Annotated in this window: 11 protein-coding genes; 9 read left to right on the top strand and 2 right to left on the bottom strand. The window is 68.3% G+C overall.

Going from position 1 to position 12,649, the window contains the following annotated elements:
• Positions 1–80: 80 nt before the first annotated feature.
• A complete protein-coding gene (locus IEZ09_RS33275) occupies positions 81–887 on the bottom strand; it encodes a metal-dependent hydrolase (RefSeq protein ID WP_189257777.1) in 807 nt (268 codons plus the stop codon).
• A gap of 113 nt (positions 888–1,000) precedes the next feature.
• Between IEZ09_RS33275 and IEZ09_RS33270 the strand changes: the two genes are divergently transcribed.
• The 4 genes from IEZ09_RS33270 to IEZ09_RS33255 all read left to right on the top strand — a co-directional run bounded on the left by IEZ09_RS33270 (position 1,001) and on the right by IEZ09_RS33255 (position 6,385).
• A complete protein-coding gene (locus IEZ09_RS33270; protein ID WP_189257776.1) occupies positions 1,001–1,843 on the top strand; it encodes an SDR family NAD(P)-dependent oxidoreductase in 843 nt (280 codons plus the stop codon).
• Between the two features lie 79 nt (positions 1,844–1,922).
• Positions 1,923–3,146 carry an NADP-dependent isocitrate dehydrogenase gene (locus tag IEZ09_RS33265; protein WP_189257775.1) on the top strand — a complete coding sequence of 408 codons (1,224 nt, stop codon included), beginning with the start codon at positions 1,923–1,925 and terminating at the stop codon, positions 3,144–3,146.
• A gap of 176 nt (positions 3,147–3,322) precedes the next feature.
• Positions 3,323–3,634 carry an SH3 domain-containing protein gene (locus tag IEZ09_RS33260; RefSeq protein WP_189257774.1) on the top strand — a complete coding sequence of 104 codons (312 nt, stop codon included), beginning with the start codon at positions 3,323–3,325 and terminating at the stop codon, positions 3,632–3,634.
• A 120-nt stretch (positions 3,635–3,754) separates the two neighbouring features.
• A complete protein-coding gene (locus tag IEZ09_RS33255) occupies positions 3,755–6,385 on the top strand; it encodes an AAA family ATPase (protein ID WP_189257773.1) in 2,631 nt (876 codons plus the stop codon).
• A 28-nt stretch (positions 6,386–6,413) separates the two neighbouring features.
• Here the strand turns inward: IEZ09_RS33255 and IEZ09_RS33250 are convergent, their stop codons facing one another.
• Positions 6,414–6,728: a hypothetical protein gene (locus IEZ09_RS33250; RefSeq protein ID WP_189257772.1), complete on the bottom strand. Its 315-nt coding sequence runs from the start codon at positions 6,726–6,728 to the stop codon at positions 6,414–6,416.
• Positions 6,729–6,894: 166 nt separating this feature from the next.
• Here IEZ09_RS33250 and IEZ09_RS33245 point away from each other — a divergent pair, with 166 nt between their 5' ends.
• The 5 genes from IEZ09_RS33245 (at position 6,895) to IEZ09_RS33225 (ending at position 12,636) form a co-directional block, all read left to right on the top strand.
• Complete coding sequence (locus tag IEZ09_RS33245) at positions 6,895–7,113, top strand: hypothetical protein (RefSeq protein ID WP_189257771.1); 219 nt, start codon at positions 6,895–6,897, stop codon at positions 7,111–7,113.
• An 11-nt stretch (positions 7,114–7,124) separates the two neighbouring features.
• Complete coding sequence (locus IEZ09_RS33240; RefSeq protein WP_189257770.1) at positions 7,125–7,919, top strand: exodeoxyribonuclease III; 795 nt, start codon at positions 7,125–7,127, stop codon at positions 7,917–7,919.
• Between the two features lie 182 nt (positions 7,920–8,101).
• Positions 8,102–8,281, top strand: coding sequence for a hypothetical protein (locus tag IEZ09_RS33235; protein WP_189257769.1), 180 nt, complete (start codon positions 8,102–8,104; stop codon positions 8,279–8,281).
• Positions 8,282–8,392: 111 nt separating this feature from the next.
• A complete protein-coding gene (locus IEZ09_RS33230) occupies positions 8,393–10,051 on the top strand; it encodes a TIGR03767 family metallophosphoesterase (protein ID WP_189257768.1) in 1,659 nt (552 codons plus the stop codon).
• A 62-nt stretch (positions 10,052–10,113) separates the two neighbouring features.
• Positions 10,114–12,636 carry a bifunctional FO biosynthesis protein CofGH gene (locus tag IEZ09_RS33225; RefSeq protein WP_189257767.1) on the top strand — a complete coding sequence of 841 codons (2,523 nt, stop codon included), beginning with the start codon at positions 10,114–10,116 and terminating at the stop codon, positions 12,634–12,636.
• Positions 12,637–12,649 lie beyond the last annotated feature (13 nt).

The raw sequence follows: 12,649 nt of genomic DNA, 5'->3' as shown, positions 1-12,649 counted from the left end.
CACGCGACTGGTCGGTTCGTGGAGGCTAGACCGATCGGGTGAGGCGGAGGTAGCCGCTGAATGGCTGGTGAGAAAACGATTTAGACAGGCAGCAGGTCGACCCAGTCGAGGAACGGCAACGCGCCCGTGGCCTGCAACGCAGCCAGTCCCAGCCACACCGACAGGATCGTCACGATCGGCCCGACGATCGCCATCTCGACCACGCCGCCGGTCTTCATCCGCATGATCTTCGGCGGGGCCACCGGGAACCAGGTCTTGCCCATGATCGGGATCGGCCACAGGATCGGGCAGCCCTGCTCGGTGATCGCGTCGCCGACGTAGTGCGCGAAACACCCGACACCGACCGCGATTCCGCACGCCGCCGCGGAAGCGTTCGTCTGCGAGGTCCACGCGATCATCGCCCACGTGATCCCCGCGGACACCACCGTGATCATCAGCGCGTCCTGCTTGGGGTTCCAGTCGTTCATGATGCCGCGCACCGCGAGGCCCGCGAACACGAACATCAGCACCGGCAGCGCCCACTTCTGGCTGTTCTGCACGACGGCGGTGGTGAAGATCGCCGCGAACAACGCGAAGACGAGCGTGTGGGTGAGACCGCGATGTCCGCCGTCCCGCTTGGAATCCCTCTTCGTCCTCGTCGTCCGGTACACGAAGCTGCTCACCGCGTTGATGCCGGCGGACAACCCGCCGCTCAGTGCTCCGAACGTGCGCGAGATGGTCGAACCGGGGTGGTCGAGGTCGGGCAGCAGTGCCGCTCCGGTGGCGAGAACCGCGCCGACGGCCCAGCTCTGCGGCGTGAGTTGGCCGATCGGGTGACTCGACGCGAGTGCGGTGACAGCGCTCCAGGCGAGCAGCCCGCTCATCGCATGTGTTGGCCCAGTTGACACTTACGCCCCTTCTGGTGATCACCCGACGGTGAAAACACTAGCTGCCGGTATCAGGTGTCCGAGCCGAATCTCCATATCTCCGGACAACCAACTCCTCGGCAAGGAGCACGGACATGGCGCAGGTTTGGCTCATCACCGGCAGTTCCCGCGGCATCGGCCGCAAGACCGCCGAAGCGGTGCTCACCGCCGGACACCGGCTCGTCGCCACCGCGCGCAACCCCCGCGATCTCGACGACCTCGTCTCTCAACACGGCGACCGGGTCAGATCTGTTGCACTCGACGTGCGGAACGCGGAGCAGGCACGGGACGCGGTGGCGACGGCGGTCCGCGAGTTCGGCCGGCTCGACGTCGTGGTGAACAACGCGGGCGCTGGTCGCGTCACGTCGATCGAGGAGTGCTCGGAGGCCGACTTCCGCGACCAGCTGGAGATCAACCTCATGGGCGTGGTGAACGTGACCAAGGCCGCGCTGCCCGTCCTGCGCGAGCAGCGGTCAGGTCACTTCCTCCAGGTCGGGTCGACCGCCGGGCACATGGCGTTCGGCGGCGGGCTCGCGCCGTACGTGATGGCGAAGTTCGCGCTGCGCGGCTTCACCGAGTCGCTGGCCGCGGAGTGCGCGCCGTTCGGGGTGAAGGCGACGATCATCGAACTGGGAGGGTTCCAGACGGACTGGACCGGCCCCTCTCTGGTGGTGACCGAGCCGGGAGAGGACTACGTTCCGTCTGTCGGGGCAATGCTCGACATGATGCGTGGCGCGCACGGCAACATGCCTGGTGATCCGGCCAAGGCCGCGCGGGTCATGCTCGACGTGGTAGCCATGGACTCCCCTCCGCTGAGTCTGCTGCTCGGCAGCGACGCGGTGGACATGGTCCGGATGGCCGACCAGGCACGGAACGCAGAAATCGACAAGTGGGAGCACGTGAGCCGTTCGACGGACTTCGACCCTGAATCGGTGTAACCAGGGTCGCAGGCACACCTCGGCGGTTTACCAGTACGCTTGTCTTGCTTGCATCGTCGCGAGAGGAGCGCCCGGAGTTATGGGCAAGATCAAGGTTCAGGGCACCGTCGTCGAGCTCGACGGCGACGAGATGACCCGGATCATCTGGCAGTTCATCAAGGACAAGCTGATCCACCCGTACCTGGACGTCACCCTTGAGTACTACGACCTGGGCATCGAGCACCGGGACGCCACGGACGACCAGGTCACCATCGACGCCGCCAACGCCATCAAGAAGCACGGCGTCGGCGTCAAGTGCGCCACCATCACCCCCGATGAGGCGCGCGTCGAGGAGTTCGGCCTGAAGAAGATGTGGGTCTCGCCGAACGGCACGATCCGCAACATCCTCGGCGGTGTCGTCTTCCGCGAGCCGATCATCATCTCGAACGTCCCGCGCCTGGTGCCGGGCTGGACCAAGCCGATCATCATCGGCCGTCACGCGCACGGCGACCAGTACAAGGCCACCAACTTCAAGGTGCCCGGCGCCGGCAAGCTGACGATCACCTTCCAGCCGGAGGACGGCTCGGAGCCGATCGAGCACGTCGTCACCGAGTTCCCGGCGGAGGGCGGTGTGGCGATGGGCATGTACAACTACAACAAGTCCATCGAGGACTTCGCCCGCGCCTCGTTCTCCTACGGCCTGCAGCGGGGCTACCCCGTCTACATGTCCACGAAGAACACGATCCTGAAGGCCTACGACGGCGCCTTCAAGGACATCTTCCAGCGCGTGTTCGACGAGGAGTTCAAGGCGGAGTTCGACGCCAAGGGCCTCACCTACGAGCACCGCCTCATCGACGACATGGTCGCCGCGGCCATGAAGTGGGAGGGCGGCTACGTCTGGGCGTGCAAGAACTACGACGGTGACGTCCAGTCCGACACGGTCGCGCAGGGCTTCGGCTCGCTCGGCCTGATGACCTCGGTCCTGATGACGCCGGACGGCAAGACCGTCGAGGCCGAGGCCGCGCACGGCACCGTGACGCGCCACTACCGTCAGCACCAGGCCGGCAAGCCCACGTCGACGAACCCGATCGCGTCGATCTTCGCGTGGACCCGCGGCCTGATGCACCGCGGCAAGCTGGACAACACCCCCGAGGTGATCCGCTTCGCCGAGGCGCTCGAGTCGGTCGTCATCGAGACCGTCGAGGCCGGTCAGATGACCAAGGACCTGGCGCTGCTGATCAGCCCGGACCAGGAGTGGCTGACCACCGAGGACTTCCTCGCCGCGCTGGACGAGAACCTCAAGAAGAAGATGGCGTCGTTCTGACGTTCGCCTGATCAAGGCAGTCGAGAAGGCCACCCCGGTCACGCCGGGGTGGCTTTTTTCGTCCCGCGTCACCCGGTCGGTTCCTCTTGCGGGTGGTTGCCGCGCCGAGCCGTCCACAAGGGTCCTTCAGCCGCTATATCTGCAGGTCCAGGGCAGTGCGGCAGTCGGAGGCGGCGATGTTGGGCGTTCCCGTGCGGGGCATGATCGTGATCGGCGTGCTTGGCATCGCCGGTGTGATGTACGTGGCGAACGGCGGCAAGCCGATGAACAGCGAGAAGGGCGCCCAGATCTGCAAGGTCACGGTGACCGCGGACATCCTCAACGTCCGCTCGGGTCCCGGTGACATGCAGCCGATCGTCTCGACCATGCCGCGCGACGCCGTCGCCGACGCCCAGCCGCGCGTCGAGAACGGGTACCGGATGCTGAGCGACCGCCGGTGGGTGAGCACCCAGTTCGTCGCGTTGACCAGCGACTCGACCTGCAAGTGAGCGATCCTCCGAATTTCCGGCCTTTCCACGGCCAGGTGCCCTCCATAGGATTGACCCGGCTGGAGTAGCCGAACGCGCCGCCACGTGTTCCAACTGCGTGTGGCGAAAGGGCGTGTCCTGGTGGCGGTCACGAGTTCCGTGGTGTCCGACCGCAAGCGTGAGTTGACGGTTCTGCGGCGTGCGCTGGAGGAGGCCGCCGCGGGCGCGCCTTCTGTGGTGTGCGTCGAGGGTCGCGTGGGCATGGGCAAGACCTCGGTGCTCGCCGAGACCGTGCGGATGGCTCGCGAGCTGGGCTTCGAGGTCTTCCGGGCGCAGTGCTCGCCGTCGGAGCACGGGTTCCGGTTCGGTGTCGTCGCGCAGCTCTTCGAGAGCGAGGCCGACGAGATCCTGGACGGTGACGCGGACCAGGCCGCGATGCACCGGCTGCACCGCCTGGTTCGCGAGGTCTCGCTGGAAACCCCTGTGCTGCTGGCCGTGGACGACGTGGAGCACGCGGACGCGCCGTCGTTGAACTTCCTGTCGTACTTGCGAAGACGGCTGGGCGAGCTGCCCGTGGCCGTGGTGGTGACGCGCGGGCTCGCCGTGGACGCGACACCGTTGCTGCGCGAGGTGGTCGGGGACGCACGACGGGTCCGGCTGTCCGGTCTCGACCAGCTCGCGTGCGGCAGGTTCCTGCGGACGATCTTCGCGAGCGGTGTCACGGACGAGGTCGTCGCCGAGTGGCGGGTCGCCACCCGCGGCAACCCCTATCTGCTCGGACTGCGTCTTCGCGACCTGGGGGAACGGTCGGGCGAGCTGGTCGCCCGGCTCGCGCACGCCGGCGCGGAGGTGGTCGCGCTGGCTCGCTCGTTCGCGGTGCTCGGTGAGGCTGATCTGGCGTTGGCGGGCGCGGCGGCCGGGTTGGAGCCGCAGGAGGCCGTCGACGCGTCACGGGCGTTGCACGGCTTGGGTTTCGCGGGTGTGCCGATGGTGCTGACGACGCTGGAGCAGAGCACCACCGCGTTCGACCGGTCGGTGATCCACGCGCGTGCCGCGCGGTTCCGGCACGACGACCAGGCGCCGGTCGAGGACGTGGCGGCGCATCTGCTGGAGGCCGCGCCGATCGGGGAGGACTGGGTGCGGGACGTGCTGCGGATCGCGGCCCGCCGGTCCACTTCGGACAGAGCAATTGCCTGCCTGCGCAGGCTTCTGCGCGAACCGTTGCCGGACGACCTGCGCGGCGAGGTGCTGGTCGAGCTGAGCGAGGCGCAGTCGCTCGTCGACCCCTGCGCGGCGATCGCGTCGCTCAACAAGGCCGCGAGCGCGTCGATGGACGTGCTGGCCGAGGGGCGGATGGCGTTGCTGATCGCCTACGACCTCGCCGGGCGGCGGCTGTACCGGGACGCGGTCGCGAAGGTCGAGTCGGTGATCGCGCGGGTGTCCGGTGTGGACCCGGATCTCGCTCAGCGGCTGGACCTGTACGCGTTGTCGCTGGGGCTGGAGGAGTCGTTCTTCTCCGGTGAGGTGGAGACGCGGATCGCCCGGTTGTGCGGCTCCCGGATGACCTCGGCGCGCAACCAGCGGTTCCTCAACGCGGTGCTGGCGTACCGAGGCGCGTGCATCGGTGCGAGCCACGGGGAGACGCGACGGCGCGTGCAGTCGTCGTTGCCGCTGCACATCGGGCGCGATCTGATCGACCAGTTCTCGTTCGCGCACCTGATTGTGGCGTTGATCGGGATCGACGAGTACGAGCAGGCGGACCGGCAGTGCGAGGAGGCGCTGCGGGTGACGGCCGAGCGTGATCTCGCCGTGTGCGCAGCGATGGTGCAGGGGCTGCGGTGTCACGTGGCGCGGCGGCTGGGAACGTTGCCCGTCGCGGAACAGCTCGGCCTGGCGTCGCTGGCGCGGCTGGATGCGTTGGGGGCCAACCAGGACGGCAATCTCGTGATCGCCGTCGCCGGGCTCGTCGGCGCGTGGGTGGACACGGGAGACACGACGTCGGCTCTCCGGCTCGTGCGCGAACGCGAGCTCGACGGCGACCTGCCGGAATACGCGCACTACCACGCACTTCTGCACCAGCGCGGCCGTCTGCACATGGCTCTCGGCGACCCGGCGTCGGCGTTGCGCGACCACCTCGACTGCGGCCGCCGGATGGAACGACGCGGCGCGCGCAACCCGTCGTTGCAGCCGTGGCGTTCGCACGCGGCGTTGGCGCACATGGCGTTGGGGGAGCGGGATCAGGCACTGCGGCTGGCAGAACAGGAACTGGAACTGGCGCGGGACTGGGGTCTTGCCGTGCCGGTCGGGGTGGCTCTGCGCGTTTCCGGTGTCGTAACAGGCGATGTGGCGTTGCTGGAAGAAGCGGTGGTGACGCTGCGGTCCACGCCGGCGCGGCTGGAGCTGGCGCGGGCGCTGGTCGACTGGGGTGTTCTTCTGCGCACGTCGGGTCGTGGCCCGGAAGCGCTGGCGGCGTTGCGGCAGGGCCACGACACGGCGAAGAGGTGCGGCGCGATCCCGTTGATGGGCGTGGCGGCACGGGAGCTGCGTGCGGCGGGAGGCAGACCGGCCCGCACACCGTCGGGTTCGGTGCTGACCGCGCAGGAGGACCACATCGTGCGCCGCGCCGTGCTGGGCCTCACGAACCGGCAGATCGCGGCGGAGCTGTTCGTGACGCCACGAGCCGTTGAACTGCATCTGACGCGCGCGTATCGGAAACTGGGCATTTCCGGGCGACGCGATTTGGCGGCGGCATTGGAAAAGGCCGGCGCGTGAGGGCGTCGCCGGCCTTTTCTCGGATGCGTTACTTGATGACGACGATGCCCGACGCGACGATCTTGCCGTCGACCTTCTTGCCGTTGACGCTCACCGACGCGCCGACCTTCAGCTCACCGGAGACGACGGTCTTCTTGAGGTCGTAGTCCACGTCCACCGTCGTGGAGGCGTCGACGCGCACCTTGATGGACTTGCCCTTGACGACCGCGACGACCTCGCCGGTCACGTTCGCCGCTGCCTCGGCCGACTGGCTCGCGGCCGGCGCGGCGACGGCCTGGGCGGCACCGCCGAAGAGCACGGCGGTGGCGGCGAGACCGACGAGAACACCCTTGATCGCGTTCATTTGTTCTCCTTGGTGCTTTCGTGCTTCGGGAGATTTCCTGGGCCCGCCGAAAATCTGGCCCACGCCGATCCGCACGCTCAAGATCCGGGCACGAACTGTTCGTGTTCGCCGAAGTGCCGGTTTGCATTGGGCAACGGCTTCGGTGGCGTGTGGCAAACTTGCAGGCATGCTGCGGAACATGTTTCGGTGGGGCCGGGGTAGGGGCGTCACGCAGTGCTCCTGCACGCCCGAGTGGCAGGGTCTCTACACCGAGATCGACGGCCAGCGCCAGCTCGCGCTGCCCCGCGACGAGATGGCGACCATCGTCGGCTACCTCGACCTGACCGCGCACTGCGCTGGCTGCGGCGCCGAGTACCCGAAGCCCTGGGGCCTGGCCTCCAAGTAGGCTCCTCCGTCGTGCTCACGGTCTCCACGGTCAACGTCAACGGTCTGCGCGCCGCCGCCAAGAAGGGCTACCTGGAGTGGCTCGCCGCTTCCTCCGCCGACGTGGTGTGTTTGCAGGAAGTCCGCGCGGAGCCTGACGAACTGGCTGCGGAGGTCCACTCGCCTCTTGGTTGGCACGGCGTCTACGCCCCGTCGTCGTTGAAGGGCCGCGCGGGCGTTGCCGTGCTGTCGCGCGTTGAACCGTCATCGGTCCGCGTGGGCTTCGGTGTCTCCGAGTTCGAGTCCTCCGGCCGGTACGTGGAGATCGAGCTGCCCGGTGTCGTCGTGGCTTCGCTGTACCTGCCGTCCGGCGACGTCGGCACCGAGAAGCAGGACGAGAAGGACCGCTTCATGGCGGCCTTCCTGCCGTACCTCGTGTCGTTGCGCGAGAAGGCGGCCGTGTCGGGCCGTGAGGTGCTCGTGTGCGGCGACTGGAACATCGCGCACCAGCAGGCCGACCTGAAGTCCTGGAAGACCAACCAGAAATCGTCCGGGTTCCTGCCGTACGAGCGGGAGTGGATGTCGTCGGTGTTCGCCTCCGGCTACAACGACGTGGTGCGCGCGCTGCACCCCGACGTGGCCGGGCCGTACTCGTGGTGGTCGTACCGCGGCAAGGCCTTCGACAACGACTCCGGCTGGCGCATCGACTACCACGTGGCGACGGACGGGCTCGCGGCTCGGGCTCAGTCGGCGGTGGTGGAGCGGGCGGCGACGTACGGCGAGCGCTGGTCGGACCACGCCCCGGTCACCGTCGTCTACTCGGACTGAGAGCGCGCCGCGCCAGGTGATACCCGCCTGAAAGCGTTCGCCCTGCACAAGGACTCCGATGTCGAAGTTCCATGTGCGCTTAGGGGAGAAGCGCGGGGCCGACCTCGGTTCGCAACCAGTCATGTGCTGGTCGAGCTGAGGTATGCCCGCAGATCGACCGGCCGGAGACGAAAGGCGCTCTGGTGGTCGGCGAGATCATCACCATCTGTGCGGTAGCGGCTGCCGTTGCCAAGCCCGCGTGCGACTACCCCAAAGTCCGCGTGCTCGCGAAGAACGCGGACAAGACCGACATCCCCGAGATCGCGAAGGCCGCGTTCCGGAACTGGGCGCTGTCGCTGGAGACCGAGCACTGCGCCGACTGACCCAGCCCACCCGGCCTTTATCGCTCCTGTCGCCCACCCGACGGCTCGATTTCACCTGCCAGCTCCCCGAACATGAGCACGATTCACCATCGATGAATCGGGGGCGCGCTCATGACGGGTTTCAGCCGGCGTTCGTTTCTTCTGGCGATGGGAGTGGGCGCGGCGGGCGTGCCGCTGCTCGACCGCCAAGCGTTTGCGTTCACCACGGGTACCACGCTCGACGTCACCGCAACGCCGATCGGCACCAGCGGCTACCGCAGGCTCGCGGCGGGGCCTGGCTGGCCGACCGTCGTGCGCAGCGACCTGGTCCAGGCGAAGGCTGGCCGGGAAGCGCGGCGGCAGGCCCTGGCGAGCTTCGTGCAGTTCTCCGACATGCACATCTGCGACGCGCAGAGCCCGTTGCGGTTCGAGTACCTGCACCCGCAGATCGGTTCGGGGGCGCACCGGCCGCAGGAGACGCTGACCGCGCAGGGCTCGACGTCACTCGTCCGGCGCGTCAACGCCGTCCGGCGAGGCCCGGTGACCGGCCGGCCCTTCGACTTCCTCATGACGACCGGGGACAACACCGACAACCACGAGCACGTCGAGCTCGACTGGTTCCTCACGATCCTCAACGGTGGCCGCATCACGCCGAACACCGGCGACTCCAGGTACGAGGGCGTGCAGAACGCGGGCATCAGCACGTTCTGGCAGCCGGACCTGTCAGGCCAGGACGACTACAAGGCCAAAGGCTTCCCGCAGCTCACGGGGTTGCTCGACGCCGCGGTCCGCGAGTTCACCAGCCCCGGCCTGAACATCCCCTGGTACGCGACGATCGGCAACCACGACGACAGCGTGGTCGGCTCGTTGCCGGACGGGCTGCTCGACAGCTGGTACACCGGGCGCAAGAAGATCGTCGGGTTCGGCGACCCCGTGCAGAACGCGAAGGTTGCGCAGGCGTTCAACGACCCCAAGGCGATTCCCGAGGCGCTCACCATCCTCACGAGCGGTGGTGTGGTCAGGACCGTCACGCCCGATGATCGCCGCAGGCTGTTCACCACGGGTGAGTTCGTGCGCAAGCACCTGCCGACGGGCGGGCACGGGTACACGGAGGCCAACGCGGACGGCGTCGACGTCTTCTACACGTTCCGGATGGCGCCCGGCGTCACGGGAATCAGCATGGACACGACGAACCTCGCCGGGTTCGCCGAGGGCTCGATCGGGCTGCACCAGCTCAACTGGATCGAGAAGACCCTCAGGCGCAACAGCTCGCTCTACTACGACTGGCTCGGCCTGCCGCAACGGCAGAACGTCACCGACGAGCTGTTCGTCCTGTTCAGCCACCACACGTCCAAGACGATGGGCAACGTCCTGCCCGACCGGCGCCGGCCGCTGGACCCGCGCATGAACGGCGACGCGCTCGTGAACCTCCTGCACCGGTTCCCCAACGTGCTGGCGTGGGTCAACGGGCACACGCACCGCAACGTGATCACGCCACACCGGCACGAAACGCCCAGCAGGAGCTTCTGGGAGATCAACACCGCCGCGCACGTCGACTACCCGCAGCACGCCCGCGTGATCGAGGTAGCGGACAACGGCGACGGCACGTTGTCGCTGTTCACGACCCTTCTCGAAGCGGACGCGCCGTACCAGGTCGACTACGACGACCGGTCGGACGCGGCGCTGGCGAGCCTCTGCCGGGAGTTCACCTACAACGACATCCACTCGCGGACGAACCCGCTGGGCACGCCGCTGGACCGGAACACGGAGTTGCTGGTCAGCGTGCGGTGACGTAATCCTTGCCACACCCTGATCGCGGTGATCAGGAATTTCGGCGGCCTAAGGTCGTTGACGTGGCAGTGGACATCTCGCTAACCCCACCGCAGCCCCGTCCGAGTGCGGCGGCCATGAGGCGTGCGCTGCGCCGGGCCGCTGACGGTGCCGTGCTCGACGCGACCGAGGCCGCCGTGCTGCTGCACGCGCGCGGCGAGGACCTGGACGTGCTGTTGACCGCGGCGGGCAAGGTGCGGGACGCGCACCTGCTCGCCGAGGGCCGTCCCGGGGTCGTCACGTACAGCCGGTCGGTGTTCATCCCGCTGACCAGGCTGTGCCGCGACCGTTGTCACTACTGCACGTTCGCGACCGTGCCGCACAAGCTGCCCGCCGCGTTCCTCGAACGCGACGAGGTGCTGGCGATCGCGCGGGCGGGAGCGGCGCAGGGGTGCAAGGAGGCGCTGTTCACGCTCGGCGACCGGCCGGAGGACCGCTGGCCGGCCGCGAAGGAGTGGCTGGAGGCGCGCGGCTACGAGTCCACTTTGGACTACGTGCGCGCCAGTGCCATCGCGGTGCTCGAGGAGACGGGTCTGCTGCCGCACCTCAACCCCGGCGTGCTGAGCTGGGAGGAGCTGCAGCGGCTGCGGCCCGTCGCGTCCAGCATGGGCATGATGCTCGAGACCACGGCGGAGCGGCTGTGGAGCGAGAAGGGCGGGCCGCACTACGGCAGTCCGGACAAGGATCCCGCCGTCCGGCTGCGGGTCCTCACCGACGCCGGGCGCGTGAACGTCCCGTTCACCACCGGGATCCTGATCGGGATCGGCGAGAACCTCACCGAGCGCGCCGAGTCGTTGCTCGCGATGCGGCAGATCGCCAAGCAGTACGGGCACATCCAGGAAGTCATCATCCAGAACTTCCGCGCCAAGCCGGACACGGCGATGCGCGGCATGCCCGACGCCGACCTGACCGAGCTCGCCGCCACGATCGCCGTGGCACGCCTGGTGATGCCGTCGACCGTGAGCGTGCAGGCGCCACCGAACCTGGTCGGCGAGGAGTTCGGCCTGATGCTGCGCGCGGGCGTCGACGACTGGGGCGGCGTCTCGCCGATCACGCCGGACCACGTGAACCCCGAGAAGCCGTGGCCGCAGGTCGACCAGCTCGCCGACGTCACGCGCGAGGCCGGTTTCTCCTTGCAGGAGCGGCTGAACGTGTACCCGCGCTACGTCCGCGCGGCGGCGGGGCAGTGGATCGACACCCGGCTCACGGCGCACGTTTCCGCGCTGGCGCTGGAAAGCGGGCTGGCGAACCCGGACGCCGAAGTGGTCGGCCGCGAGTGGCAGGAGCCGGACGGCGGGCTCGACACGTTCGGCCGCGCGGACCTGAACACCGCGATCGACACCGAGGGCCGCACGAGCGACCGGCGCGGTGACTTCGACGAGGTCTACGGCGACTGGAACGAGCTGAAGGTTCCCGTTGCGCCGCAACGGTTTCCCGAAGACGTCCAACGTGGACTGAAGATCGCCGCGAACGACCCGGCGGCGTTGCTGGACGACACCGACGCCGCGATGGCGCTGCTGACGGCGGACGGCCCCGCGCTGGAGGAGATGACCCGCCTGGCCGACGACCTGCGGCGCGAGGTGGTCGGCGACGACGTCACGTACGTGGTCAACCGGAACATCAACTTCTCGAACGTCTGCTACGTCGGCTGCCGGTTCTGCGCCTTCGCCCAGCGTGAGCGCGACGCGGACGCGTTCCGGCTCTCGGCGGAGGAGGTCGCGGACCGCGCGCAGGAGGCGTGGGACGCCGGTGCCACCGAGGTGTGCATGCAGGGCGGCATCGACCCCAAGCTGCCGGTGACCTACTACGCCGATGTCGTGCGCGCGATCAAGAAGCGTCTGCCCGAAATGCACGTTCACGCGTTTAGCCCGATGGAGATCGTCTCCGCCGCGGCCAAGGCGGGCGTGAGCGTCCGCGAGTGGCTGACCGAGCTGCGGGAGGCCGGCCTCGACACGATCCCCGGCACGGCGGCCGAGATCCTCGACGACGACGTCCGGTGGGTGCTGACCAAGGGCAAGTTGCCGACCGCGACCTGGCTCGAAGTCGTCAGCACCGCCCACGAGCTGGGCATTCGATCGTCTTCGACGATGATGTACGGCCACGTGGACCACCCCGGCCACTGGCTGACGCACCTCCGCGTGCTGGCCGGGCTGCAGGATCAGACCGGCGGGCTCACCGAGTTCGTCGCGCTGCCGTTCGTGCACCGCAACGCCCCCATCTACCTGGCAGGAGTCGCGCGCCCCGGCCCCACCCGCCGCGACAACCGCGCCGTGCACGCGTTCGCGCGGCTGGCGTTGCACGGGCGGATCGACAACATCCAGTGCTCGTGGGTCAAGCTCGGCGACGAGGGCACCGCGGAGATCCTCAACGGCGGTGCGAACGACATCGGCGGAACGTTGATGGAGGAGACCATCAGCCGCATGGCAGGGTCCGAACACGGGTCGGCGCGTACTGTGCGTGAGCTCGAGACCCTGGCTTCACTAGCAGGGCGTAACGCCCGTCAGCGGACTACGACATATGGGCGAGTGCGAACCGATCATCAGTGACCGATAGTCTGAT

The sequence above is a fragment of the Lentzea flava genome, from assembly GCF_014648475.1.
GTDB lineage: Bacteria > Actinomycetota > Actinomycetes > Mycobacteriales > Pseudonocardiaceae > Lentzea > Lentzea flava.
Note: the sequence above shows the minus strand (reverse complement) of the source record. Positions and strands in the feature narration are given on the sequence as shown.